This window comes from Methylobacterium sp. WL1 (genome assembly GCF_008000895.1).
GTDB lineage: Bacteria > Pseudomonadota > Alphaproteobacteria > Rhizobiales > Beijerinckiaceae > Methylobacterium.
Map to the genome: position 1 here is coordinate 497,327 of NZ_CP042823.1, position 25,072 is coordinate 522,398.

Genomic DNA, 25,072 nt, shown 5'->3' on the forward strand with positions numbered 1-25,072 from the left:
CGTGGGACACGAGAGATATGACGAAACCTTGCGTCAAGATCTCCGATAGAGATCTGAAGCGACGCTCATAACAATTGCACAGATCGTATTCGATTAAACATTAAACCACAAAGCGGGTTATGGAATATAGATATTGAATCTATGCGGGGCATCAAGCCAGAAAGATGCCGCCAGTATTATCATCAAACGATTTACCGTGCCGACATCCAGCACGTTACAATCTGTCGATCGGCGTAGGATACGCTTGGACGAGCCGACGGCTCTGACACCGACGCGGGCCGGCCAGACCGAGGGATGCCAAAGAAAACGCCGGCGGCTCGCGGCCGTCGGCGCTGGTCGTGGCGTGAACGTCGGCGTGAGATCAGATCGCCTGGACCTCGCGGATCTCCGGCAGGAAGTGCCGGAACAGGTTCTGCACGCCGTGGCGCAGGGTGGCGGTGGAGGAGGGGCAGCCCGAGCAGGCGCCCTTCATCTCCAGGTAGACGACACCCTCCTTGTAGCCGCGGAAGGTGATGTCGCCGCCGTCGCCGGCCACCGCCGGGCGGACACGCGTCTCGAGCAAATCCTTGATCGTCACGACCGTATCATGGTCGGCGGCGTCGTAGAACTCTTCCTCGCCGTCCTGGTTGTCGAGGCCGCCTTCGGCCATCACGGGGACGCCGGACTGGAAGTGCTCCATGATCGCGCCGAGCACGGCGGGCTTCACCTGGGCCCATTCCGAGCCGTCCTCCGCCTTGGTGACGGAGACGAAGTCGTGGCCGAAGTAGACGCCCGCGACGCCGGGAACGTCGAACAGCGCGGAGGCGAGGGGCGAACGGCCGGCGGTCTCGGCGTCCCGGGCCTCGAACGTGGATTCGGGCAGGACGACGCGGCCGGGGAGGAACTTGAGGGTCGCCGGGTTCGGCGTGGCTTCGGTCTGGATGAACATTGTCGGCGAACTCCGCTGCGCCGGTTCAAGGCCGGCCGGGACAGGCACCGTGAGGCACCGCCTCCCATGTGGACCGGCGGGTGGATTTTCTCAACCGGGCCTGGGCGCCTGGAGAGTGGACATTCGCGCGACGCCCCTCCAGGACAGGCGCGAACGGGATGCTGACGGAGCCGGCGGTGGATGTAACGGGGGATGCGATGCTCGCGCAGGAGTTGCTGAACGACCTGCGTGCGGCGCAGGCCAAGCTGGAGGCCGCGCGCGAGGATGCAGCCTCGCTTAAGGTTCTGCTCGCCCTGCGGACGCACCAGCACGACCTGGCCTGGCAGGAGGCGCAACGCCTCGCGGCCGAGCTTGAGAACGCCCGCACCCGGTCGAGCGACCTTGAGACCGAGCGCGCCGAGGGTCAGGCCGGCGCAGCCTCCGCGGCCGAGGCGGACGAGCGCACCGAGGCCGTCCGCACGGTGCTGGGCGCCGTGCTCGACAGCATCGGCAGCCGTGCCCTCGACCGACGCCGCTTCCAGGAGATCATCGCGCGGGCCGGGCGCGAGGCGCCGACCGACGGCCCCGGGGCGGCCCGGCACGCCGTGCTGCTGACCGAGGCGCGGCGGGTTCTGGGCATCCCAGGCTAGCGCGCGCCGCGGAAGGGGTCACCGGTTCGGAGCAAGCGCCGCCGCGAGCCGATCGTCGTCGCCGAGTTCGCGGTCGAAAACGGATCTCGGGCAGCCGATCGCCCGCCCGGCAGGGTTAACCGCGCTTTAACCACACGCTCGCATCGTCGATCCCGGGACGGACAGGAGATCGAACGCATGCAGATCAGCGAGCAGCACGTGCGCGAATGCGCCTATTACATCTGGGAGAGGGAAGGCCGGATTCACGGTCATGCCGTCGCCCATTGGATGCGCGCCGAAGGCCGCGTCCGCTAAACCTGCCGCCGCCAAGGCCGCCGCTCCGAAGGCTCCGGCGAAGGCCGCCGCCAAGACCGCGACGCCCAAGGTCGCCCTGGCCAAGCCGGTCGCCGCGAAGACCGCCAAGGCTTCGAAGGCTGCCGTGACCGCCGGCCTCGCCGCGAAGGCCAAGCCGGCCCGCGCTCCGGCCTCGATGCACTGAGCCGACGGCGCGTTGCGGCGCCATCGAACCACGTGTCGCACACCACCCGTGCGCTCCGGCTTTTCAGGAGCCCGCCCCTCCACCGAGGGGCGGGCTCCTGCCGTTTCCGCCCTCCGGAACAGGCCGGCTCCGGCATCGTTGTCCGGCCTGACGCATACGCCGTGCGCCATAACGAGGGGCCGCGATGCGCGCCGTGATCTTCGATATCGACGGGACCCTGCTCGACAGCGTCGACCTGCATGCCCGCGCCTGGGTCGAGGCGTTCGCCCATTTCGGCGTCGAGACCGACGAGGCGAAGGTTCGCAGTCAGATCGGCAAGGGCGGCGACGAGCTCATGCCGGAATTCCTGCCGGCCGAGCGGATCGCGCGCGAGGGCGAGGAGATTGAGGGCTTCCGGTCGGATCTCTTCAAGAAAAAGTATCTTCCGGAGGTCCGGCCGTTTCCGGCAGTCCGGCCGCTGTTCGAGCGGCTTCGTGAGGCCGGTCTGAAGATCGCGCTGGCCTCTTCGGGCAAGGGGCCCGAAGTCGAGCGCTATCAGGAGATCCTCGGCATCGCCGACCTCGTCGACGTCGCCACCAGCTCCGACGACGCGGATCGCTCGAAGCCGCATCCCGATATCTTCGAGGCCGCGGTGAAGAAGCTCGACGGTCTCGGCAAAGACGAGATGATCGTGATCGGCGACACACCCTATGACGCGGAGGCGGCGTCGAAGGCCGGCCTACGCACCGTAGGCCTGCTGTGCGGTGGTTTTCCGGAGGCCGACCTGTCGGCTGCGGGCTGTATCGCGATCTATCGCGACCCGCAGGATCTCCTCGACGGTTTCGATTCCTCCCCGCTCGCGATGGGATGAACCGCGACGGAAGCAAGGGAAATCGTCGGGGCGGCCCAAGCCCTCCACGGTTTCCCGCATCCGGTGTTGCAGTGCAGTAACGGAGCGTGATGCCGGCTACGTAAAAGTGCGAATGGGGCTGGCGCGGTGGGGCGGGAAGGCGTAGCCACCCGGCCGCCATCTGGAACGTCTCCACGCACGAGCCCCGCGCATGCCCCAGACTCACCAGTCAAGCCCCGCACCGCGCTTCGTGCCGGTGGCCAAGCCCCTGCCGGAGCAGATCGCCGAGGCGATCGCCTGTCGGTCGACCCCGCTCAGCCATCTGCTGCGCCTGATGTCGGCACTCAACGCGGAAGGCGGCGACGAAGCCCTGCGTCATGAACTCCGGGCGCGGATCGGAGCACCGCTCGACGCCTGAACCCGGCGCGTCCCCGGCGGCGCGTCAGCGCCGCCTGTGATGATGCTTGCGTTTGCCCGTGCGCTTCGGCGGCTGGACGGCAGCCTGGGTCGTGCGGGCCATGCAGGCAAAGTAGATCTGCCGGCCGATATCCTCCAACTCCAGTCCCTGGGGATTGGGTGCGGAGAAAACCTTCGCACGCGCCTCGTTGCGGCAGGCCGCGTCTTCCGGGCTGCGGATCGGCGGCTCGGCCCGGGCTGCCTCACCACCGAGGATCGTCGTCAGAACCACAGCCGAAACCCATACGGGAATCCGCATCCTGGCTTGAATACTCAACATACCGGAGCGTGTTCCTCGCTGGACAGAAACGCCGAGATAGTGCGGATCGTCCTCCCGTGAAGCTTCGTCAGACTGCTGGTTCCGGCGAGATGGCCGTCAGGCAGCACCGCCTGTGCGTCGGGCGCAGTCTGCGCCCGACGTGTCAGGGCACGACCCACAGGCAGCGGCTGGATCCCGTAATCGTCATGCACTCGTAGGGTGCGCCACCGATCAGCGCCCGCTGCTCCACAGGGCCGATTTCCCCGCGTGGGATCCGGCGGCATCCCGGCTCCGGCGCCTCACGGGCCGGCCCGCTGGCAGCATCGATCCGGCGTGTGGCGATCAGCGTATCGCAGGCCGTGACCGTGGATGGATCCTGCGCGGCGGCATAATCCGATCCCAAGAGGACGAACGGCAGCGCCGCCAACAGGGTTCGAGACCGCATCGCTTCCTCGCCATTCGCGTCATGCTCAGGGGCATCCGGTCATCTCGCGCACGCGCGTGACGACGGCGGCTTTCAACACGGATCGGCGCGTGAAGGTTGCCGGGCATCCGACCGACGCCGGCCGTACCAGCGATCGCGCCACCGGGCCGACGGCTGAACCGACGCCCGGTCGGGCTCCGCGCGCGTTGCGCAGCCGGGGCGAGCGGTCCGGCAGATCTCATTCCCGGATACGGCAACGCCGCCCGCCTGGGGGCGGACGGCGTTCGAGCGCTTTAATACGGGTGCGTGCCGCGCTCGGCGACGCGGGTCAGCGCTTGGCTTTGGCCTTGCGGGCGGCGTAGCGGGCGTCGCGCTGCGCCTTCTTCAATGCGAGTTCGGCAGACTTGCGCTCTTGCGCGGCAGCGAGTTCGGCGGCTTCGCGGGCGAGCCGGGCAGAGAGCTCGGCCTCCTCGCGCAGACGCTTCTCTTCGGCAGCCTTCCGCTCGGCGGCGATCCGGGCGGTCTCGCGCTCGCGCGCGCGCTCCTCACGAGCCTGGGCGATCTCGGCCCGGGCCTTCGCCTTGGCGATGACCTCGGGGTCGTCGGCCGGCGGACGGGCCTTGAACTTGGCCAGCAGTGCGGCCTTGGCGCTCTGCGAATGCTGGCGACGGTCGTCGAAATTCCGGTAGTCGAATGCGCTCATCTGACCTTTCTCGGTTGGGTACGTCACGCGTTTCGCGGGGACGACCGGCTGAACCGGCCACGTACTGAGACTACGGGTTCCAGAACCGTCCCCGGGCCCCGGAACCGCACCGATCCATCGGCGCTGCCGATGGTCCGACCCGAGCGCTCGGCTCACGCAGGAGCGCTCGGGTCGGACCATGTCTGAAAAAGCGGGACAGCCCTTAGACCGTGCTCCCCCGAGGACGCAATCGCGTCTACGTGCTGAGGTCGCCGGCTAGACGACAATCCAAGTGAACTTAGTAAAAGTTTGTCCGGGCGATGCCCAAAAGCCTCAAACCGACCCAACGATCGCGAGCGGAGTTTCGTCGGTCGCCGGGTGGGACGAGCCAGAGGCTCAATCTAATGCGAACGAGGTAGGTCGCGCCCGCCGATCCGGCAAGACCGGGGGCCCGGCACGATTGCCGCAGACCGGCGGGGCAGCGCCTCCCGTCTCCCGGAAGGCGGGGCCTACCGCGACTCGCCACAGGCTTCCCCGTGGCGCATCCTGGGTTTTGGCCCGCTCGGATGGTGGCGTCCGGCGGCGCCGCGTCCGGGGACGGACACGCGGACGCGTGGGCACGAGGAGTCGCGATGCGTACCCTGATCCTGTCCGACATCACGGCCGGGGCGTTCGCGCCCTACGGCGAGATCCTGGATGACCCCGCCACCCCGCCCCGGCAGGACCAGGCCGGGCAGATGCAGAACACCCGGCAAGCGGCGCGCGCCAACCTCGCGCTGGTGCGGAGCGAGCCGATATCCGGCCTGATGCCGCTGCGTCGCCTCGAGCGGCATCTGCATTCCAACCAGGCCTTCCTGCCGCTCTCGGTGGACTCCTACGCCGTCATCGTGGCCCCCGATCGCGACGGCCGCCCCGACGAATCCGGGATCCTCGGCTTCCGTGTGCCGGGCCATGTCGGGATCAATTACCGCGCGGGAACCTGGCACGCACACATGATGACACTCGACGAGCCCGGCCGTTTCGCCATGCTGGTCCACGAGGACGGTACCGAAGCCGATTGCAGCTTCGCCACGATCGCGCCCATGACGATCTCGCTTCGCTAACCTGCCCAGAAATTATGCACCGATCGTCGAGTCCTGGAACCACTCCGGGGTAACGACGACAGATGCCCGATAATTGTGCATCGCGCGCAGATCGGGGCTTGGCCGGCGACCCGGCACGATGCCTGCACCGCCGGGAAGCCGGCGCCTGAATACCGGTGTGAGGAACGCGATGCCTGAGACACTCCCTCCGTTCGACCCGGACACATACGCTGTGGTGGCTGCGCCGCTTCTCGGCCTCGCGATCGATCCGGCCTGGGTGCTGCCGATCACGTTGAACCTGCGCGTCCTGGCCTCCGCCGCCGAACTGGTGGCGGGCTTTCCGCTCCCCGACGAGGTTGAGGCTGCGCCGAGGTTCGAGGCATGAGCGCGCCGACGCCGTCCGATGCCGCGACCATCGCCGCCGCGATCACGCAGGGCCGTTCGACCGCCCGCGCCACTGTGGCGGCCACATTGGAGCGGATTGCCGGGATCGATGGGCGCGTCGGGGCCTTCACGGATGTGCTGCCCGAGCGGGCGCTGGCACGGGCCGAGGCGCTCGATGCCGCCCTTGCGCGCGGCGAGCCTGCGGGTCCGCTCGCCGGCGTGCCCTTCGCGGTGAAGAACCTGATCGACGTCACCGGTCTACCGACCCGCGCCGGCTCGAAGATCAACCGGGATCGCCCGCCGGCCGCGCGCGACGGCGCGGTGGTGCGGCGCCTGGAGGCGGCCGGGGCGATCCTGGTCGGCGCGCTCAACATGGGCGAATACGCCTACGACTTCACCGGCGAGAACGTCCACGACGGCGACGCCCACAATCCCCACGCCCTCGACCACATGACCGGCGGTTCCTCCGGTGGGTCGGGCGCGGCCGTGGCGGCCGGGCTGGTGCCGCTGACGCTGGGCTCGGACACCAACGGCTCGATCCGGGTGCCCGCCGCGTTCTGCGGCTGCTTCGGGATGAAGCCGACCTACGGGCGGATCAGCCGGGCCGGCAGCTTCCCGTTCGTGGGCAGCCTCGACCATCTCGGCCCGATGGCCCGGAGCGTCGCGGACCTCGCCCTGGCCTACGACGCGATGCAGGGGCCCGACCCGGACGATCCGGTGGCCACGACCCGGGCGCCCGAGCCTGCGTATCCCGGCCTGGAAACCGGCATCGGCGGCCTGCGCATCGCGGTGGCCGGCGGCTACTTCGCCCGCAACGGGCATCCGGAGGCGTTCGCGGCCGTCGCCCGCGTCGCGGAGGCCCTGGGGGCGAGCCGCACGGTCGAGCTCCCGGAGGCCCAGCGCGCCCGGGCGGCGGCCTACCTGATCACGGCGGCCGAGGGCGCAACCCTCCACCTCGACCGCCTGCGCACCCGGCCGCAGGATTTCGACCCGGCCGTGCGCGACCGCCTGATCGCGGGTGCGATGATCCCGGCGCCCTTCGTCGAGCGGGCGCAGCGCTTCCGCCGCTGGTACCGCGATGCCGTGCTGGACCTGTTCGGCGGCGTCGACGTGATCCTGGCGCCGGCCACCCCCTGCCGGGCTCCGAAGGGCGGCCTGACCCACTTCGTGCTCGACGGCGTGACCCTGCCGATCCGGGCCAATATCGGCGTGTTCACGCAGCCGATCTCGTTCATCGGCCTGCCCGTGGTGGCCGTTCCGGTCAGGATCGATGCCGGACTGCCGCTCGGGGTCCAGGTGATCGCAGCACCCTGGCGCGAGGACTTGGCCCTCCGGGTCGCGCGCCAGCTCGACCGGGATGGGATCTGCACGGCCCCGGTGGCGGAGATCGCCTGATGATTATCGACGATCCCGCCGTGAAAGCCGAAGTCGAGGCCTCGTTCCGGACCTACGAGACGGCGCTGACCACCAACGACATCGCCACCCTGGAGGCGCTCTTCCGGGACGATCCTCGCACGATCCGCTACGGCGCCGGGGAGAATCTCTACGGGATGGACGCGATCCGGGCATTCCGGCGGGCACGCTCGCCCGTGGGCCTCGAGCGAGTGCTCGCCGAGACGGTGATCACGACCTACGGCCGCGACTTCGCCACCGCCATGACCCTGTTCACCCGGGACAACGCTCCCGGGAGGACCGGCCGCCAGAGCCAGACCTGGGTGCGGTTTCCGGAGGGATGGCGGGTGGTCGCCGCCCACGTGAGCCTCATCGAAACCCCATAGGATCGACGGGTCGGCGCAGGGTCCGGGGGCGAGTGGCCGCGGGCTTGCATACGGTCGGACGTATTCCGGGCCCGCCCTCCCGGACCAACGTGAGTGTCCGATCCGACATGCTGTCTCGTCTGAAAACCTTCGGCGCCCGTGCGGCGCTCGCCGGCGCCCTGGCACTCACCGCCAGCACCGCCGCCCTCGCACAGGGAACGCTGCGGATCGGGATGACCGCATCGGACATCCCGCTGACCACCGGCCAGACCGACAATGGCGGCGAGGGCATGCGGTTCCTGGGCTACACCGTCTATGACGGCCTGATTAACTGGGATCTGTCGAGCGCCGAACTCGCCTCCGACCTCGTGCCAGGCCTCGCGACCAGCTGGGCGGTCGACGCCACCGACAAGACCAAGTGGACCTTCAAGCTGCGGCCGGGGGTGAAATTCCACGACGGCTCCGACTTCAACGCCGACGCCGTGGTGTGGAACCTCGACAAGCTCCTGAAGGCCGACGCGCCGCAATACGATCCGCGCCAATCTGCGCAGGGCAAGACCCGCATTCCGGCGGTCGCCTCCTACAAGGTGGTGGACCCGCTGACGGTCGAGATCGTCACCAAGGCCCCGGACGCGACGCTGCCCTACCAGATCGCCTGGATCATGATGTCCTCCCCGGCACAGTGGGAGAAGGTCGGCAAGTCCTGGGACGCCTTCGCCAAGCAGCCCTCCGGGACCGGTCCGTGGAAGCTCACGCTGTTCGCCCCCCGCGAGCGCGCCGAGATGGTGCCGTTCAAGGAATACTGGGACAAGGACAGGGTCCCGAAGCTCGACAAGCTCGTGCTGGTTCCGCTGCCGGAGGCCAACGCCCGGGTCGCGGCGCTCCGCTCCGGCCAGGTCGACTGGATCGAGGCGCCCGCGCCGGACGCCGTGGCCTCGCTCAAGGGTGCCGGCTTCACCATCGTCACCAACGCCTATCCGCACAACTGGACCTGGCACCTGTCCCGGGTCGAGGGCTCGCCCTGGAACGACATCCGGGTCCGCAAGGCGGCCAACCTCGCCATCGACCGCGACGGCCTGAAGGAGCTGCTCGGCGGCCTCGCGATCCCGGCCAAGGGCTTCATGCCGCCCGGCCACCAGTGGTTCGGCCACCCGACCTTCGACGTTAAGTACGATCCGGAGGCCGCCAAGAAGCTGATGGCCGAGGCCGGCTACAGCCCGGCCAAGCCCCTGAAGCTGAAGGTCGCAATTTCGGCCTCGGGCTCGGGCCAGATGCAGCCGCTGCCGATGAACGAGTTCGTCCAGCAGAACCTCTCCGAGGTCGGCATCCAGGTCGACTACGAGGTGGTCGAGTGGAACACGCTGATCAATATCTGGCGGGCTGGCGCCAAGGCCGACATCTCCCGCGGCGTGTCGGCGATCAACTATTCGTACTTCATCCAGGACCCGTTCACCGGGTTCATCCGCCACCTTCAGAGCAACTTCGCCCCGCCGAACGGTACCAACTGGGGGTATTACAGCGATCCGGCGATGGACAAGCTGTTCGACCAGGTGCGGACCACCTTCGACAAGGCCGCACAGACCCAGGTCCTGGAGAAGGTCCACGAGAAGTACGTGGACGACGCGCTGTTCGTCATGATCACGCACGACGTGAACCCGCGGGCGATGAGCCCGAAGGTGAAGGGCTTCGTCCAGGCCCAGAACTGGTTCCAGGATTTTTCCAAGATCACCATCGCGACGGCGGGGCGGTGACACCCGGCTCCCTCCCTCTACGGGGGAGGGGGCCGAGCGGAGCGAAGCGCGAACAGGGCAGCGCGACGGTGCGGGTTTCGGCTCCCGGCATGACTTCTCCGGATGCGTCGCTGCCCTTTCCCGCCCCCTGCTGACGCAGGAGCCATCCTCCCCCGCACAGGGGGAGGGGACTTTCATCGGCCACGGCAAGGCATCCGATGCTGATCTACATTCTCAAACGTCTGGTCTACGTGACGCCCGTGGCGTTCGGGGTCAGCCTGGTCTGCTTCCTGCTGGTCCATCTGGCACCCGGCGACGCCCTGAGTGCGGTCCTGCCGGCGGATGCCACCCAGGAGACCATCGACAGCATGCGGGCCGCCTACGGGTTCGATAAGCCGCTGCCGATGCAGTACCTGATCTGGCTGTGGCACGTGCTGCACGGTGATCTCGGCACGTCCATCGCCACCGGTCGGCCGGTGCTGGGCGAAGTCACCCGGGCGGTGATCAACTCGCTGATCCTCGCCTCCGTGGCGACCCTACTGGGCTTCACGTTCGGCACGCTGTTCGGCTTCGTCGCCGGCTACCACCGCAACTCGCTGGCCGACCGGGCGGCGTCGGCGCTCTCGGTCTTCGGCGTGAGCGTGCCGCATTACTGGCTCGGCATGGTCCTGGTGATCGTGTTCTCGGCCACCCTTGGCTGGCTGCCGCCCACCGGCGCCGGACCGGACGGCTCGGGCAACTGGCGGCCCGATTTCGACCACCTGCGCTACCTGATCCTCCCGGCGGTGACGATGTCGGTGATCCCCACCGGCATCATCGCCCGCACCGTGCGCGCGCTGGTGGCCGACATCCTGTCCCAGGACTTCGTCGAGGCCCTGCGCGCCAAGGGCATGGATGAGTTCGGCGTGTTCAAACACGTCGTGCGCAACGCCGCCCCGACCGCGCTGGCGATCATGGGCCTGCAGCTCGGCTACCTGCTCGGCGGCTCGATCCTGGTCGAGACCGTGTTCGCGTGGCCCGGCACCGGCTTCCTTCTCAACGCCGCGATCTTCCAGCGCGACCTGCCCCTGCTCCAGGGCTCGATCCTGGTGCTGGCGATGTTCTTCGTCGTCCTCAACCTGCTGGTCGACGTGATGCAGACCGCCCTCGACCCGCGCATCGAACGCGCCTGACCCGGAGGCCGATCATGACCGCACCGATCACCGCCGCCTCGATGGCCCTCGACGGCGGCGTGCTCTCCGCCAGCGAGGCCGCCCCGGAGGCCGCGTTCGTTCCGTCCCGCGGCTTCTGGGGCCATGTCGGCCACCGACTGGTGCGCGATCCCGTGGCCATGGGGGCGGGCGCCTTGATCCTCCTGGTGGTGGCCATCGCCGTCCTGGCGCCCTGGATCACCCCGATGGACCCGTACAAGGGCTCCATGCTGCGCCGCCTGAAGCATGTCGGCGACGCCACCTACTGGCTCGGCTCGGACGAACTCGGGCGCGACATGATCAGCCGGCTGATGCTGGGCTCGCGGCTGTCGCTGTTCATCGGCGTCACCCCGGTGCTGATCGCCTTCGTGATCGGCTCGAGCATCGGCATCCTGGCCGGCTATGTCGGCGGCTGGACCAACACGATCCTGATGCGCACCATCGACGTGTTCTTCGCGTTCCCGTCCGTCCTGCTGGCGATCGCGCTGTCCGGGGCGCTCGGGGCCGGCATCTTCAACTCGATCGTGTCGCTGACCTGTGTGTTCGTGCCCCAGATCGCCCGGGTCGCCGAGAGTGTCACGACGGGCATCCGCAAGCGCGACTACATCGACGCGGCGAAGCTCTCGGGGGCCTCGCCGCTGACGATCATGCGGGTGCAGGTGCTCGGCAACGTGGTCGGGCCGATCTTCGTCTACGCCACCAGCCTGATCTCGGTCTCGATGATCCTGGCCTCGGGCCTGTCGTTCCTGGGTCTCGGCGTGCGCCCGCCGGAGCCGGAATGGGGCCTGATGCTCAACACCCTGCGCACCGCGATCTACGCCAACCCGGTCGTCGCGGCCCTGCCGGGCGTGTGCATCTTCGTCGTCTCGATCGCCTTCAACCTGTTCTCGGACGGCCTGCGCGCCGCCATGGAAATCCGCCAATGACGGAGATTCGCCCGTGAGCGTCATCCCGGATGCCCCCGATCCGTTCGCCCGCGACCGCGGCGGACCCGCCCAGCCGCTCCTGTCGGTCTCGGGCCTGTACAAGCACTTCCCGGTCCGCAAGGCCGGCGGAAAGAAGCAGGTCGTGCGGGCCGTCGACGGCGTCGACTTCGACGTCCTGAAGGGCGAGACCTTAGGGATCGTCGGGGAGTCCGGCTGCGGCAAGTCCACCACCGCCAAGCTGCTGATGGGCTTGATCGAGCGCGATTCCGGCAGCCTCCTGTATGACGGCCAGGCGGTCGGCGAGCGGGCGATGCCGTGGCGCTCCTACCGCCGCCAGGTCCAGATGGTGTTCCAGGACAGCTACGCCTCGCTCAACCCGCGCATGACGGTCGAGCAGTCGATCGCCTTCGGCCCGAAGGTCAACGGCGTGCCCGGTCGCGAGGCGGTGGAGCGCGCCCGGGCCCTGCTGGCCCGGGTCGGCCTCGAGCCGAAGCGCTTTGCCGGCCGCTATCCGCACGAGATCTCGGGCGGCCAGCGGCAGCGGGTCAACATCGCACGCTCGCTCGCCCTGGAGCCGCGGCTGGTTCTGCTGGACGAGGCGGTCTCCGCGCTCGACAAGTCCGTGGAGGCGCAGGTGCTGAACCTCCTCCTCGACCTGAAATCCGAGTTCGGCCTCACCTACATCTTCATCAGCCACGACCTGAACGTCGTCCGCTTCATCTCCGATCGGGTGATGGTGATGTATCTCGGCCGGGTCTCCGAGATCGGCCCGTCCGACACGGTGCTCGACGCCCCGGCCCACCCCTACACCGAGGCGCTGCTGGCCTCGATGCCGTCGCTGGACCCGGACAACCGCACGCAGACGGCACTCCTGCAGGGCGATCCGCCGAACCCGATCGATCCGCCCCTCGGCTGCCGGTTCCACCCCCGTTGCAGTTTGGCCGAGCCGATCTGCAGCGAGAAGGAGCCGCCCCTCGAAAAGGTCGGTCCGCTGCATCGGGTCTCGTGTCTCGCCCGCCAGCCCGGCTCCGGCCATTCCGCCGCCCCGGCCCGGGCGCTGGCGGCATGAGCGCCCCGATGTCGAACCCCGAACCCGCCGTCACCCTCGAGAACCTGCGCGTCGCCTTCGGCAAGGTGCAGGTCGTGGACGGCGTCGACCTCACCGTGGAGCGCGGTCAGGCGATGGCGCTGATCGGCGAGTCCGGCTCGGGCAAGAGCGTGACCCTGCGGGCGATCCTGCGCCTGTTCCACGAGGGGCGCAGCCGGATCGAGGGCAAGATCCTGGCAGCCGGCCGGGACGTGCAGGCGCTCAGCAAGCGCCAGCTCGCCGACTTCCGCGGCGGCGACGTCTCGATGATCTTCCAGGAGCCGCTGCTCGCCTTCGACCCGGTCTACACGGTGGGCCGGCAGATCACCGAGGCGATCCGGCGCCACGAGACGATCACGAAGGACGATGCCCGCAAGCGCGCGCTCGCCCTGTTCGAGCGCGTGCGGATCCCGAGCCCGGAGCGGCGGCTGGACAACTACCCGCACGAGATGTCGGGCGGCATGCGCCAGCGCGCCATGATCGCGCTCGCGCTCGCGTGCCGGCCGCAGGTGCTGCTGGCCGACGAGCCGACCACCGCGCTCGACGCCACCGTGCAGATCCAGGTGCTGCTGCTCCTGCGCGAATTGCAGCGTGACCTCGGCCTGTCGATCATCATCGTGACCCACGATCTCGGCGCGGCCGTCGAGGTCGCCGACCGGATCGCCGTGATGTACGCGGGCAAGATCGTCGAGACCGGGACCGCGCATCAGGTCGTGCTCGATCCGCATCATCCCTACACGATCGGCCTGCTGCGCAGTCGGGCGGAGGGTGCGCTGGCGAAGGGCTCCCGGCTGCAGACCATCCCGGGGAGCCCGCCGGACCTCGCCAACCGGCCGCCGGGCTGCCCGTTCGCGCCGCGCTGCTTCCTAGCCGCGGAGCAGTGCCGCCGGGAGATGCCCCCGGTCGCCGAGATCGCCCCCGGTCACAAGGTGGCCTGCTGGCGGACCGACGAGGCCGCGGCGGCCTACCGGGCGGGACCGACGCCCGTGCGTGCGGCCGAGCTGGTCCCGGCCTGACCCCCGGGGATCGACGCATCCGCGCGAAGCCTTTATCCGGCATCGCGCGGCTTTCAGGCGGCGGATCACCGTGCGACCGGCCGCCCGAGCATCGCGATGAGCCCATCCCCCTCCGAGATCGTCCTGGTCCCCCGCGGGGAGGCCGGCCATTTCCTGCCGGCGGCTTTGGGCTGGCTGGGGAAGCGGATCAGCGTCACGGCCCATCCGGGCGCGGCCAACCACGTGCTCTGCCTGCCGGTGCTCGATTTCGTCCGCCTCGGCTTCCCGGACCTGAACGGGCGGCTCGATCTGCTGGAGCCGGGCGATGCCGAGAACCTGCGGTCCGGCCGGGCGGCCCTGCTCCTCGACCTGTCGAACGAGGGGCCGGGGCTGCACGCGCCCACCTTCGAGGCGCTCCACCGCAACCTCGAGGGCCTCGGGATCCCCCGGGAGCGGGTCACCCTGGTCACCCAGAACCGGCTGCTGCGGCTGGATTACGAGCGGCTCTACGGCGAGGGCCTGCGGTTCTGGACCTTCGATTTCTTCCCGCTCCAGGTCGCGCTCTGGCTAGACGCGGAGGCAGGCCCGAGACTCTTCCCGCAGCATCCGCTCGACCGGGCCGGCTACGCACCGCTCACCCAGGATACCGGCCCCGCCCGGTTCCTGTGCCAGAACGCGGCCCTGCGCTGGCACCGGGTGCTGCTCTACCGCTGGTTCCAGCTCAACGGCCTGGACCGCGACGGCCTGATCTCGTTCCACGGGATCGGCGTCGACAACCCGAAGGCGGGCGGCATCGACGTCTTCCACGCGCCGCTGGAGATCGCCGCGGCCTTCGGGCCGCTGCTGGCCGATGTCGGCACCTGGATCCCCCGGCAGGCCCGGCGGATCGACACCCCGGCCCCCGGTGGCGACATGGTCCTGACCCTCGATACCCGGGCCTACGCCGCCAGCGACCTCACAATCATCTCCGAAACGGATTTCTTCGAGCTGGGCGTCGAGCGCATCACGGAGAAATCGCTGAAGGCCGCCGCGATGGGCGTGCCGTTCGTGACGGTGGGCGCACCGCGGGCCGTCGCGCTCCTGTCGGAACTCGGCTTCCAGACCTTCGGCGGCCTGATCGACCACCATTACGACGTGATCGCCGACCCTATCGAGCGGCTGCCCCAGGTGTTCCAGTCGATCACGGCGGCCTGGGACGCGTGCACGCGCGACCGCGCCGCCTGGCATCGCCGGGCACGCGAGCAAGCCGAGACGAACGTCGCGCATGCGCGCCACGGGCTGCTCCGGCAGCTCGACCGGGTGATGGTGGCGCCGCTGGTGGAGCGCCTAGCCCGGTTCATGGAAACGGGCGCGCTCGTGCACTGACCCGCGCCCCGCCGTGACCGCCGACCTTCCGACTGCGCCCGCGCGCTGCTCCGCTTGCGACCGGGGCCTGTACGTTCCGGTGCGGTTCTGCCCGTTCTGCGGCGCCGAGCAGCGCCGCCCGAAGGCCCAATCGCCGATCCCCCCTTCGCCACCGCCGCCACCGCCGCCGCCAGCGGTGCACGAGGCGCCGCTGGCGAAGATCCCCCCGGAACCTGCGCCGCCGGAGGAATCGTCTCAGCCGCCGGCCAAGCCGGACCCGGCGCCTTCGAAACCGGTCTGGACGGTACGCCGGGCGCCGCGTCGGCCCGGGAGACTCGTCCGCCTCCGCCAGGTCGTCCTGGCACTCGCGGCGATCATCGGTCTCGCGGCCCTCGCGCTGGCGCGCCGCGACGTCGTCCCGGCTCCGACACGGATCGAGGTCGGCTCGGCCTGGACCAGTGTGGCGCTGAAGTCGTTCCGGGCCGTCCCGCTGCTGCGCCTGACCGCGGACGGCGCGTTCAGCCTGCGGCTCGACGGCGAGCGCGTGCAACGCGTCAGCCCAACGAGCGGCGCGACCGTCCGACCCAAGACCCTCCAGAGCCTGGAGCTGCGCGCCGGCCGCGGCCCGATCACCGTGACGCTGACGCCGCGGGGCGAGTGACGGGACGGGCCACGCGCCCGTCTCACCGGGCGGCCCGCAAGGTCTCGGCCAAGCGCCGCAACGCTGGCTCGATCGCCCGTTCCGGCACAGCCGCGTATCCGAGCAGCAGCCCGGTCTCGGACTTGCCGACATGGTAGGCCGAGAGCGCGACCGTCGAGATCCCGGCTCCGTCGAGCCGCGCGGCGGCTTCGGCATCGCCGAGTGCCGCCGGCCAGCCCGGACCGGGCCGCGCGATGAGGTGCATCCCGCCCTCCATGGCGGCGACCGAGACCACGTCGGCGGCATGGCGGTGGGCCGCCTCGACCAGGGCTTCCTGGCGCAGGGCGTAGAGCCGCCGAGTCCGCCGCAGGTGGCCGGCGAGATGCCCTTCCTCGATGAAGCGCGCCAGCGCCCATTGGCCGATACCCGGGGGTGCCGGGCCGGTCTCGGCGAGCGCCTGATGCACCGGCGCCACGAGCCCCCGCGGCAGGACCAGGTAGCTGAGGCCAAGCGCGGGCAGCAGCAGCTTGGAAAAGCTGCCGACGTAGATCACCCGTCCGCCACGATCGAGCGCCCGCAGCGGCGCCAACGGCCGCCCCGCATACCTGTAGGCGCCGTCGTAATCGTCCTCGACGATCCAGCCCGATACGGATTCTGCCCAGGCCAGGAGGTCGAGGCGGTTCTCCAAGCTCATGGCGTGGCCCAGCGGGTAATGCTGCGCCGGCGTCACCACGGCGAGGCGTGCACCCTGCAGGTGCGGCCCGGCGGCGCTCACCGATAGCCCACCCGGTCCGACCGGGATCGGCACCGGAACCAGGCCGCCGCTCGCGAGGGCCAGGGCGATACCGGGGAAGCCCGGCTCTTCCACGAGGGCCCCCTCCCCGGGATCGAGCAGCAGCTCGGCCAGCAGGCGCAGGCTCTGGCGGATGCCTGCCGTGACGATCACGTCGTGGGCCTCGCAGGCCACGCCCCGCGCCTGCGCCAGATAGGCCGCGATGGAAGCCCGGAGCGCCAGTGAGCCGCGGGGATCGGGCCGCTCGGCCGGTCCGTGACGCCACTCGGCCTGGAGCAGCCGCGCCCAGACCGCGTACGGGAACGCATCCAGCGCGGGCCGGCCCAGCGCGAAGGCGTCGGGCACGCCGGGACCGGCCATGAACCGGCGGGCCGGCGCCGCGATCAGACGGCCGCCCCGCCGCGACAGGTTCGGAGCGGCCGCAAGAGCCGGCCGTGCCGTCCCATCCGGCCGCGGCAGGGTGTCGTCCGGGAGGGTCGCGGCGACCCGGGTGGCCGACCCGGTCCGCGCTGTGAGGTAACCCTCGGCGATCAGCTGCTCCAGGGCGAGGACCACGGTGCCGCGGGCGCAGCCGAGATCGGCGGCCATCATGCGCGACGCGGGCAGCCGGGTTCCACGCGGCAGGCGGCGGTCGAGGATCGCCCCGCGCAACCCCTCGCGCAGCTGGACGTGCAGGGGTGTCGGCGACGCTGGATCGAGGCTGACGGGCAGCGGCAGCGGGTCCCGGGCCATGGCGACAAGCGGTCCAGTCGTATTTCGGAAACCGGACCTTTCGCCTGGTCCGCCATACGGTCAAGCAGGAGGCCGCAACAGGGACCGGGCTCGATGTACCAGCCGCCACACTTCCGGGATGACACGCGCACGGCGCAGCACGGGCTGATCCGGACCTATCCGCTCGGCCTGCTGATCACCGGCGGCGCGGACGGCCTGATCGCCAACCTGATCCCGTTCCTGCTGGACGAGACGGGCGCGCACGGCACCTTGCGCGCCCATCTCGCCCGCGCCAACCCGCAATGGCAGGCGCTCGCCGAGGCGCAGGACTGCCTCGTCGTGTTCCAAGGACCACAGGGCTACGTCACCCCGGACTGGTACGCGAGCAAGCGGGAACACGGGCGGGTGGTGCCGACCTGGAATTACGCCACGGTCCACGTCTGGGGGCGGGCGCGGGTGATTGAGGATGCGGACTGGCTCCGGCGCCAGATCGTCGACCTCACCGCCCTGCGCGAGGCGCCGCGCGCCGCGCCCTGGGCGGTGGACGACGCGCCCGCGCCGTTCGTAGCGGCCCAGATGAGGGCCATCGTCGGCATCGAGATTCCGATCAGCCGCATCGAGGGGAAATGGAAGATGAGCCAGAACAGATCGGAGGCCGATCGGGCCGGGGTGATCGCCGGGATGCGGGCGGATGGCGAGGCCGCCCTGGCGGAGATCGTCGCCGAGCGGAGCGGATCATGACTGACCACCGCCTCAACGCCTTCGACCAGCCGATCGGCCCCGACCTTCCGGACTGGACCCCGCGTCCGCGCCCGCCGCGGACACCCATGGAGGGCCGGACTTGCCGTGTCGTGCCGCTGGATGCCGAAGCGCATGCCGCGGGGTTGTTCGCCGCCTACAGCGCGGCCCCGGACGTCCGCGGTTGGACCTACCTGCCCGACGAGATGCCCGAGAGTGAAGCGGCGTTTCGCGCACGGCTCGATGCGAGAGCGGCGAGCGAGGACCCGCTGTTCCACGCCGTCCTCGACCGGGCGACCGGAGCGCCGCTGGGGATCACCGCCTACCTGCGGATCGATCCGGGCAACGGCGTCATCGAGGTCGGCCATCTGCATTTCGGCCCGAGCCTTCAGCGTTCTCCCGCGTCCACCGAGGCGATGGCGCTGATGGTGGCCCGGGCCTTCGACGACCTCGGCTACCGGCGCTACGAGTGGAAATGCGACAGCCTCAATGCCCCGTCCCGGGCGGCTGCGCTCCGCCTGGGCTTCACCTTCGAGGGCCTCTTCCGCAACGCGGTCGTCGTGAAGGGCCGCTCCCGCGACACGGCGTGGTTCTCGATCACCGATGCCGAGTGGCCGCGCATCCGCGCCGGCTTCGCGGCGTGGCTCGACCCGGCGAACTTCGACGCCGAGGGCCGGCAGCGCCGCGGGCTGGCGGAGCTGCGCACCGGCACCGGCTGATCGTCTCAGCGTCCGGCGGCCAAGAACGCCTCCGCGGTGCGCAAGCTCAGGGCCATGATGGTCAAGGCCGGGTTCGCGGCGAGGGAACTCGGGAAGGTCGAGCCGTCGCAGATCCAGAGGTTGTCGATGTCGAAGCTGCGGCCGACCGGATCGACCACGGCGCTCGACCCGTCGCGCCCCATCCGGCAGGTGCCGATCGTGTGGGCGACGCGCTCCATCACCCAGATGTCCTCGGCCCCGGCCGCCTCCCAGAGGTCGCACATCACCTTGGTGGCGTGCGCGTTGAGGCGTTCCTCGTTGCGACTGTAGCCGAAGCTGATCTGCGCCTTGCGCATCCCGCGCGCGTCGGTCTCGTCGGACAGGGTCAGCACGTTCGCGTCGCAGGGCAGCGTCTCGCCGTTGATGCCGATGCCGGCGAGGTGGTTGTAGCGGTCGAGGTAATCCAGCAGCGGCTTGCCCCACAATCCGCGGCCGCGCGCCACCGCGTTGCCGAAGGTCAGCGGCACCACACCGAGGCTCTGGATCAGGTAGCCGCCGGCGAAGTCGGCACCGGCCCGGATGAAGTCCTCCGTGATCAGCGACGAGGGGTAGCCGCGGTTCATCCGCACCTCGTTGGCGAAGGTGCCCCAGACCTGGGTGGCGACGTGGCCCATGTAGTTGCGGCCGACCTGATCGCTGGAGTTGGCAAGCCCGAGATGCAGCAGCAGCCGCGGCGTCTCGACGGCACCGGCACAGAGGAACACCGCCCCGCAGCTTTGGCGCCGTACCTGACCGTCCTGCGTGTAGACCGCTGCGGTGACCCGGCCATCGACGCCGCGCTCGAGTCCATGCACGAAGGCACCCGCCCTGATCTCCGCCCCGTGCGTGACGGCCAGGGGCAGGTAGGTGACATCCATGCTGGTCTTGGCGCCGTTGCGGCAGCCCTGGTGGCAGAAGCCGCAATTGATGCAGGCGTTGCGCCGGGGTCCGCCCTCGGATTCGAAGTCGCGCGAGACCACCGCCGCAGGCGCGTCGGCCCAGCGGATCCCCAGCGTATCGCAGGCTCCGGCCATGATCTGTGCCGGGCCGTTGCGCGGCACCGGGGGCAGCGGATAGCGCCGGTCGGGATCCCAGGGATACGATTGCGGCCCCGAGACGCCGATGAAGCGCTCGACCCGTTCGTAGAACGGCACCAGCTCGTCGTAGTCGAGCGGCCAGTCGACGCCCTCGCCGCTCTCGGTGTGAAGCCGGAGGTCGCGGGCATCGGCCCGGGGCACGAAGGCGCCCCAATGGAGCGTCGAGCCGCCGACGCCGGTGCCGCTGTTGTTGGCCCCGAACGCCTCCGGCGTGGAACCGCCGCTGAGACGCTCCTCGGTCCAGTAGATCTCGTCGGCCAGCGTCTCGTCGAAGGCGAACTGCTCGGGGGTGAAGTTGGGTCCGGCCTCCAGGGCCACGACCTTGAGGCCTGCCGCAGCCAGCCGGGCGAGGAGCGGCGCGCCGCCCGCACCGGTCCCGACGATGACCGCATCGACGGTCTCATCCGTGCGGTAGGTCCGCATCCCGTCGAGGTTCATCAGACCATCTCCCCTTGCGCGGGCCGGATTTCCCAGGATTCCGCCCGATCGAGCCCGACCTCGTGGAAGCCCGGCAACCCGTCTGCGATCGGGCCCGGCCGGTCGCCGCCGGCACCGATCCCCGAAAAGCCAACACGGGCCAGGGCCGCCGGATGGGCGAGCCACAGGCGCACCGCGTCGGCGCGCAGGTCCTCGAACCAGAAACGCATCCGGTCGCCGTCCAGCCGGCCGCCGAGGGAGTCCGGCACCGCCAGATCGGCGCGCTCGGCCAACGTCAGCAACGCGTCTTGGTCTCGTGCCTCCAGGGCGACGAACGGACGGCCGTGGGCGGCGCGCGAGGCGGCGTCGAGGGTGCGCAGACCGGCGCGATACGCCTCCGGATCCGGCGGCAGGGCCACGAACCGCCAGCCGTCGCCCGCCCCGGACGCCAGACGCGCATCGAGCCGGGCGGCGAGGTCGACGGCGATCTCCGGCAACACACGACCGCAGGCGGCGCGCAGGATCGCGAGTTCCACCGGGTCGAGGGCCTGAGGGGCATAGGCGGGGTCGTCGCGCTCCCCACGTGTTTCCAGGGCGCCGCGCAGGCGGCTGTTGACCCGCTCGGACGCGATCAGCGCTGCGTAGGCCGACGGTACCGGAGCAACCCGCGTCGCCTCGGCGTTCGGGCGGTCGCGCCAGTGATCGCGCAGGCGATCCGCCATCTCCCCGGGACGCTCCAACGGCAGAAGATGGCCGACGCCGTCCACGGTGACGACGCGATGGTGGGCGAGATGCGGCGCCATCAGCGCCCGCTGCGCATCGGCGCCGAGATCGGCATCTTCGGATCCGGCCAGGATCAGCGCCGGGGTGCGCAGGACACCGATCCGGCGGCACAGATCCTCGCGCGAACCCGATTCGAGCCAAGCCTTCCAGGCCGCGGGGGCCGCCTGCAACACGTCGGCGACCGCACGCGCCCCGGTCTCCGGGTCCAAGGGGCTGCCGACATTCTCCGAGACGAAAGCCTGCGCCTCGCGCAGCCGCGTCTCCGGATCGGCATCGATCCAGGCGATCATCTTGGACCGGCGATCCTCGGGAATCGGTTCCGGGCTCGGCGGCGAGCCCGAGACCAGGATCAGGTCCGTGAGACCGTCCAGGCCCGGCTCTCCATCCTCGGATCGGCGCGCCAGGGCGAGCGCGACCTTCGCGCCCATGCTGTGGCCGGCGATCGCGAAACGCTTCGGCGCCCGGGCGCGGATCGCCGCCGCCACATGGTCCGCCATCGCATCAACGGAAAATCCCGTCCCCGCGGCGGCGTCGCCGAAGCCCGGCAGATCCACGGGCAAGCAGGCCGGCGTTCCGCCCAGCGCGCGCGAGACGGGCTCCCAGGTGCGGGCGCTGCCGCCCAGGAAATGGAGGCAGAAGAGGATTTCAGGATCGGGCATGACGACGACATCGCGCGAGCCTGGAATGCTTCAAGCGTACGCGACGCCGCACGGCTCCGGTTGCCGCGGGGGTGGTGCGGTCCCGAACGCCGTGGGATCAAGCCCGCGGAGACTCACACGATGTCGAAGATCGATCTGGCCTGGCGGGTCGAGGAGGCCTGCCTCAACGCCTGGCCGAGCCCGCGCCAGCTCCTGGTTCACGGCTATCTGCTGCGCGCAGCCGGCGGCACCTCGAAGCGGCAGAACTCCATGAATCCGATGCGCGGCAGCGGCCGGCCCGAGCTGGCGATCCGGGCCGGAGAGGCCGTCTACGCCGCGCTCGGACGCCGGGCGATCTTCCGGATTCCGGGGATCGCGCCGCAGATGGAGCCGCTGCTGTCAGGCGGCCCTTACGCCGTCGTCGACGAGACCTGCACGCTGTTCCGGGAACTCGACGGATTCTGTGACGAGCCGGACCCGGCGGTCACGCTCGCGCGCAATCCCGATGCTGCTTGGCTGGCCCTCCGGGACGCCATGAACCGGGCGGATCCCGCCGCCGCCCAGGCTTTTCGCACCACCGTCGAGGCGCTGATCCTCCCTCGGGCCTTCGCGGCCGTGGCGAACGAGGGCGAGATCGGGGGTGAGATCGGGGCCTTGGCCTTCGGCGTGTGCGACGGCGACCTTCTGGTGATCGAGTCCGTGGCGACCCCCGAGAGGCTGCGGGGACGGGGCCATGCCCGGCGGGCCGTGGGCGCGCTGCTGCGCTGGGCCCGCTCGCAGGGCGCCCGCGCGGCCTGTCTGCAGGTGGTGGCGGCCAACACGCCGGCCCGATCACTGTACCGCGGGCTGGGATTCGAGCGGGAGCTGTACCGGTATCACTACCGGGTCGGGCCGGAGCCGGCCTGAAACGGCCTCAGGCGTCGAACAGCGAACCCTGCCGGGTCACCGCGGGGGCGCCCGCTTGCGCACGCTTTCCTGTCGCAGCCGGCTCCGTCCGTGCGGACCGCCGCACCGGCTTTGCGGATACGGACGGGTCCGGCGTCCCGTCCGGCACGGCGTTCACCGTCCCGTCGGCGAATTGCAGGCTGAGGCGGCTGGCGGCGGCGGCATCGGCCGCGTGGCGGACCGGAAGGCCGGCGGCGTCGCGGACGAGGACGTAGCCCCGCTCCAGCACGGCCCGGTAGCTGAGTGATCCGAGGAGATGGGCGAGGCCTTCGAGCCGGTCGCGGCGGCGCTCGACGCCCCGCAGGCCGGCCTGCGTCAGGCGATCGGACAGCGCGACGAGGCGATCGGCCCGGCGTGCCTGAAGCGCCCGCGCCCGCTCGAGGCTGGCATCCCGGGCGACGACCAGGCGCCGACCGAGCTGGGCCAGAGCCTCGCCCTTGCGCTGGACGTCGTTGCGGAGGGCGGTGAGCGGCCGGTGGTCGATCCGCGCCAGTCGGGCCCGGGCATTCGCCAGCGCCACGTCGGGCGAGCGCCGGGCCATCCGGTCGAGGAGGAGCTGCAGGCGCGCGCGATGGCGGCTGGCTCCGGCCGCCAGGGCCGGAGCGAGTCGTGCCTCGGCGAGGTCGAGGCGCTGGCGCTTGGCCGCCAGCAACGCATCGGAGCTCGGCAGCGCACGCGCGAGGGCCCGCAGATCCGACCGGTCGCGCTCGACCCGCCGGCCGACCGCCCCGACCGCCCGGGCGGACAGGTCGGCCACCGTGGCGATCAGGTCGGCCCGGACAGGGACGGCCATCTCGGCGGCCCCCGTCGGCGTCGGCGCCCGGCGGTCGGAGACGTAGTCGATCAGCGTGGTGTCGGTCTCGTGCCCGACCGCCGAGATCAGCGGGATCGCGCTCTCGAATGCGGCGCGGACCACGCATTCCTCGTTGAACGCCCACAGATCCTCGATGGAGCCGCCGCCGCGGGCGACGATCAGCACGTCCGGCCGGGGCAGGGGTCCGTCCAGGGCCAGGGCATTGAACCCGCGGATCGCGGCCGCGACCTCCTCGGCCGCACCGTCACCCTGGACCCGTACCGGCCAGACCAGCACGGGGCGCGGGAAGCGGTCCTCCAACCGATGCAGGATGTCCCGGATCACCGCTCCAGTGGGCGAGGTGACGACGCCGACCACGCGCGGCAGGTAAGGGATGGCCCGCTTGTGCTCCGGAGCGAACAGCCCCTCGGCGGTGAGCAGCTTCTTGCGCTCCTCCAGCAGGGCCATCCAGGCGCCGAGACCCGCCGGCTCGAGGCTCTCGACCACGATCTGGTACGAGGATTTTCCCGCGAAGGTGGTGATGCGGCCCGTCGCGACGACCTCCAACCCCTCCTGGGGCTTCTGGCGCAGGCGCCCGAACACGCCCTTCCAGACCACGGCATCGATCCGCGCTTGGCCGTCCTTCAGGGAGAAGTAGGCGTGGCCGGAGCCGTGCTGGCCGCGATAGCCGGAGATTTCGCCACGCAGGCGCACATGGCCGAACGCATCCTCCAGGGTCCGCTTGAGCGCGCCCGCGAGCTCGCCGACCGACCATTCCGGCTGGTTGGCGGTGAGCACGCTGGTCGGCGGAATATCCGCCGCAGGCGAGGCTGCGGGGCGCGGAGGCGGCACGAGGGGCATGGACGGACGGTAGAGCAAGAGGCTGAAAACTGGAAACCGGATTTCCGGCCCGTCGAATCCGACGCTTGGGCGGGGCTGCGGCGCGCGGCGCCTTTTGCCGGTGGCATCTCCGGTCAGCCGAAATCCGCTTCCCAATCGCGGCCGCCGTAGAAAATGCGCAGGATCACGACGCGGCGATCCTCGACCGTGAAGGCAACCGTGACACGCCGTGCGAAGCCGATCGTGCGCAGGCCTGGGCGAAGTTCGCTGTGCAAGGTCCCGCGCTCGGCGCCGTATTCAAGCCCCTCGCAGAAGGCACGGATGCTCTGTTCGAAGCCCGACGCGATGGCGGGCGTGCCGGCCTGCGCGATGGTGTCGTAGATCCAATCGAGGTCGTCACCGGCAGCAGGCGCGTAGATAATGCTCCGCCGCTTCACGTCCCAGGCCGAATCCGCGCTTCATGACGAAGGCGCATCCGCTCGGCCATGCCCTCCGACGAGATGGCGCGCTCGGGATGCGCTCTCATCGCGTCGTAGGTCGCAACCACTTCCTCGCGCAGCCAGCGCTCGACGGCGGCGTCACGCTCCTGAAGGGCACGCAATCCGGCCCGCACCACCTCGCTGGCGCTCGCAAACGCACCGGTCTTGACCTGTGCATCGATGAACGCGGCCTGCTCGGCAGGAAGGCTGAAGGTTCGCTTCTCGGACGCAGCCATGCGGATTCTCGCGTCGATGGGTATGAAAGTATCATACCATTTTCG

At 70.3% G+C, this 25,072-nt stretch carries 29 protein-coding genes; 19 read left to right on the top strand and 10 right to left on the bottom strand.

Annotation, left to right across the window (positions count from 1 at the left end; translation table 11 throughout):
• Positions 1-361: 361 nt before the first annotated feature.
• Positions 362-928, bottom strand: a complete 567-nt coding sequence (locus FVA80_RS02705) for a NifU family protein (RefSeq protein ID WP_147905697.1) — start codon at positions 926-928, stop codon at positions 362-364.
• 158 nt (positions 929-1,086) lie between these two features.
• Here FVA80_RS02705 and FVA80_RS02710 point away from each other — a divergent pair, with 158 nt between their 5' ends.
• The 5 genes from FVA80_RS02710 (at position 1,087) to FVA80_RS02725 (ending at position 3,282) form a co-directional block, all read left to right on the top strand.
• On the top strand, positions 1,087-1,557 hold the full coding sequence (locus tag FVA80_RS02710; protein WP_147905698.1) for an atp-dependent helicase: 471 nt from the start codon (positions 1,087-1,089) through the stop codon (positions 1,555-1,557).
• A gap of 177 nt (positions 1,558-1,734) precedes the next feature.
• A complete protein-coding gene (locus tag FVA80_RS30920; RefSeq protein WP_246692240.1) occupies positions 1,735-1,851 on the top strand; it encodes a DUF2934 domain-containing protein in 117 nt (38 codons plus the stop codon).
• Positions 1,808-2,035 (top strand): hypothetical protein, encoded by a 228-nt coding sequence (locus FVA80_RS02715; RefSeq protein WP_246692241.1) that lies wholly within the window; start codon positions 1,808-1,810, stop codon positions 2,033-2,035. The genes FVA80_RS30920 and FVA80_RS02715 overlap by 44 nt, the downstream gene beginning before the upstream one ends.
• 184 nt (positions 2,036-2,219) lie before the next feature.
• Positions 2,220-2,885 (top strand): HAD family hydrolase, encoded by a 666-nt coding sequence (locus FVA80_RS02720; RefSeq protein WP_147905700.1) that lies wholly within the window; start codon positions 2,220-2,222, stop codon positions 2,883-2,885.
• Positions 2,886-3,075: 190 nt separating this feature from the next.
• Complete coding sequence (locus FVA80_RS02725; RefSeq protein WP_147905701.1) at positions 3,076-3,282, top strand: hypothetical protein; 207 nt, start codon at positions 3,076-3,078, stop codon at positions 3,280-3,282.
• A gap of 24 nt (positions 3,283-3,306) precedes the next feature.
• On the opposite strand, the gene FVA80_RS02730 is transcribed toward FVA80_RS02725, so the two are convergent.
• The 3 genes from FVA80_RS02730 to FVA80_RS02740 form a co-directional block, all read right to left on the bottom strand.
• The gene (locus tag FVA80_RS02730) at positions 3,307-3,600 is read right to left on the bottom strand and encodes a hypothetical protein (RefSeq protein ID WP_147905702.1); all 294 of its coding nucleotides are present in this window, start codon (positions 3,598-3,600) and stop codon (positions 3,307-3,309) included.
• A gap of 142 nt (positions 3,601-3,742) precedes the next feature.
• Positions 3,743-4,024 (bottom strand): hypothetical protein, encoded by a 282-nt coding sequence (locus FVA80_RS02735; protein ID WP_147905703.1) that lies wholly within the window; start codon positions 4,022-4,024, stop codon positions 3,743-3,745.
• Positions 4,025-4,331: 307 nt separating this feature from the next.
• On the bottom strand, positions 4,332-4,706 hold the full coding sequence (locus FVA80_RS02740; RefSeq protein ID WP_147905704.1) for a DUF6481 family protein: 375 nt from the start codon (positions 4,704-4,706) through the stop codon (positions 4,332-4,334).
• A 611-nt stretch (positions 4,707-5,317) separates the two neighbouring features.
• Here FVA80_RS02740 and FVA80_RS02745 point away from each other — a divergent pair.
• From FVA80_RS02745 to FVA80_RS02795, 11 genes are all read left to right on the top strand, one after another.
• The gene (locus FVA80_RS02745; RefSeq protein WP_187193577.1) at positions 5,318-5,788 is read left to right on the top strand and encodes an ureidoglycolate lyase; all 471 of its coding nucleotides are present in this window, start codon (positions 5,318-5,320) and stop codon (positions 5,786-5,788) included.
• A 169-nt stretch (positions 5,789-5,957) separates the two neighbouring features.
• Positions 5,958-6,152, top strand: a complete 195-nt coding sequence (locus FVA80_RS02750; protein WP_147905706.1) for a DUF4089 domain-containing protein — start codon at positions 5,958-5,960, stop codon at positions 6,150-6,152.
• Complete coding sequence (locus FVA80_RS02755) at positions 6,149-7,546, top strand: AtzE family amidohydrolase (protein WP_147905707.1); 1,398 nt, start codon at positions 6,149-6,151, stop codon at positions 7,544-7,546. Before FVA80_RS02750 ends, FVA80_RS02755 begins: the two co-directional genes overlap by 4 nt.
• The gene (gene hpxZ, locus FVA80_RS02760; RefSeq protein ID WP_147905708.1) at positions 7,546-7,929 is read left to right on the top strand and encodes an oxalurate catabolism protein HpxZ; all 384 of its coding nucleotides are present in this window, start codon (positions 7,546-7,548) and stop codon (positions 7,927-7,929) included. The genes FVA80_RS02755 and hpxZ overlap by 1 nt, the downstream gene beginning before the upstream one ends.
• Positions 7,930-8,036: 107 nt before the next feature.
• Entirely contained in the window at positions 8,037-9,659 is a 1,623-nt protein-coding gene (locus tag FVA80_RS02765) for an ABC transporter substrate-binding protein (RefSeq protein WP_147905709.1), read from the top strand.
• A 197-nt stretch (positions 9,660-9,856) separates the two neighbouring features.
• On the top strand, positions 9,857-10,810 hold the full coding sequence (locus FVA80_RS02770; protein WP_147854882.1) for an ABC transporter permease: 954 nt from the start codon (positions 9,857-9,859) through the stop codon (positions 10,808-10,810).
• 14 nt (positions 10,811-10,824) lie between these two features.
• Positions 10,825-11,754, top strand: coding sequence for an ABC transporter permease (locus FVA80_RS02775; RefSeq protein WP_147905710.1), 930 nt, complete (start codon positions 10,825-10,827; stop codon positions 11,752-11,754).
• Positions 11,755-11,767: 13 nt separating this feature from the next.
• Positions 11,768-12,823: an ABC transporter ATP-binding protein gene (locus FVA80_RS02780; RefSeq protein ID WP_147905711.1), complete on the top strand. Its 1,056-nt coding sequence runs from the start codon at positions 11,768-11,770 to the stop codon at positions 12,821-12,823.
• Positions 12,824-12,831: 8 nt separating this feature from the next.
• Entirely contained in the window at positions 12,832-13,857 is a 1,026-nt protein-coding gene (locus FVA80_RS02785; protein ID WP_187193578.1) for an ABC transporter ATP-binding protein, read from the top strand.
• Positions 13,858-13,953: 96 nt separating this feature from the next.
• Positions 13,954-15,201, top strand: a complete 1,248-nt coding sequence (locus tag FVA80_RS02790; RefSeq protein WP_147905713.1) for a hypothetical protein — start codon at positions 13,954-13,956, stop codon at positions 15,199-15,201.
• A 13-nt stretch (positions 15,202-15,214) separates the two neighbouring features.
• Positions 15,215-15,841 carry a hypothetical protein gene (locus tag FVA80_RS02795; protein WP_147905714.1) on the top strand — a complete coding sequence of 209 codons (627 nt, stop codon included), beginning with the start codon at positions 15,215-15,217 and terminating at the stop codon, positions 15,839-15,841.
• A 22-nt stretch (positions 15,842-15,863) separates the two neighbouring features.
• On the opposite strand, the gene FVA80_RS02800 is transcribed toward FVA80_RS02795, so the two are convergent.
• Positions 15,864-17,345, bottom strand: a complete 1,482-nt coding sequence (locus FVA80_RS02800) for a PLP-dependent aminotransferase family protein (protein ID WP_147905715.1) — start codon at positions 17,343-17,345, stop codon at positions 15,864-15,866.
• Between the two features lie 93 nt (positions 17,346-17,438).
• On the opposite strand from FVA80_RS02800, the gene FVA80_RS02805 reads away from it, so the two are divergent.
• Positions 17,439-18,065 carry an FMN-binding negative transcriptional regulator gene (locus FVA80_RS02805; RefSeq protein WP_147905716.1) on the top strand — a complete coding sequence of 209 codons (627 nt, stop codon included), beginning with the start codon at positions 17,439-17,441 and terminating at the stop codon, positions 18,063-18,065.
• Entirely contained in the window at positions 18,062-18,781 is a 720-nt protein-coding gene (locus FVA80_RS02810) for a GNAT family protein (protein WP_147905717.1), read from the top strand. Before FVA80_RS02805 ends, FVA80_RS02810 begins: the two co-directional genes overlap by 4 nt.
• Before the next feature lie 5 nt (positions 18,782-18,786).
• Here FVA80_RS02810 and FVA80_RS02815 read toward each other — a convergent pair whose 3' ends face one another.
• Together FVA80_RS02815 and FVA80_RS02820 are read right to left on the bottom strand one after the other, a co-directional pair.
• Positions 18,787-20,334: a GMC family oxidoreductase gene (locus FVA80_RS02815; RefSeq protein WP_147905718.1), complete on the bottom strand. Its 1,548-nt coding sequence runs from the start codon at positions 20,332-20,334 to the stop codon at positions 18,787-18,789.
• The gene (locus tag FVA80_RS02820) at positions 20,334-21,755 is read right to left on the bottom strand and encodes an alpha/beta hydrolase (RefSeq protein WP_147905719.1); all 1,422 of its coding nucleotides are present in this window, start codon (positions 21,753-21,755) and stop codon (positions 20,334-20,336) included. The genes FVA80_RS02815 and FVA80_RS02820 overlap by 1 nt, the downstream gene beginning before the upstream one ends.
• Before the next feature lie 120 nt (positions 21,756-21,875).
• On the opposite strand from FVA80_RS02820, the gene FVA80_RS02825 reads away from it, so the two are divergent.
• Complete coding sequence (locus FVA80_RS02825) at positions 21,876-22,640, top strand: GNAT family N-acetyltransferase (RefSeq protein WP_147905720.1); 765 nt, start codon at positions 21,876-21,878, stop codon at positions 22,638-22,640.
• A gap of 7 nt (positions 22,641-22,647) precedes the next feature.
• On the opposite strand, the gene xseA is transcribed toward FVA80_RS02825, so the two are convergent.
• The 3 genes from xseA to FVA80_RS02840 form a co-directional block, all read right to left on the bottom strand.
• On the bottom strand, positions 22,648-24,333 hold the full coding sequence (gene xseA, locus FVA80_RS02830; protein ID WP_147905721.1) for an exodeoxyribonuclease VII large subunit: 1,686 nt from the start codon (positions 24,331-24,333) through the stop codon (positions 22,648-22,650).
• Between the two features lie 113 nt (positions 24,334-24,446).
• The gene (locus FVA80_RS02835) at positions 24,447-24,749 is read right to left on the bottom strand and encodes a type II toxin-antitoxin system RelE/ParE family toxin (protein ID WP_147852869.1); all 303 of its coding nucleotides are present in this window, start codon (positions 24,747-24,749) and stop codon (positions 24,447-24,449) included.
• The gene (locus tag FVA80_RS02840) at positions 24,746-25,027 is read right to left on the bottom strand and encodes a type II toxin-antitoxin system ParD family antitoxin (protein WP_147905722.1); all 282 of its coding nucleotides are present in this window, start codon (positions 25,025-25,027) and stop codon (positions 24,746-24,748) included. Before FVA80_RS02840 ends, FVA80_RS02835 begins: the two co-directional genes overlap by 4 nt.
• Positions 25,028-25,072: the final 45 nt, after the last annotated feature.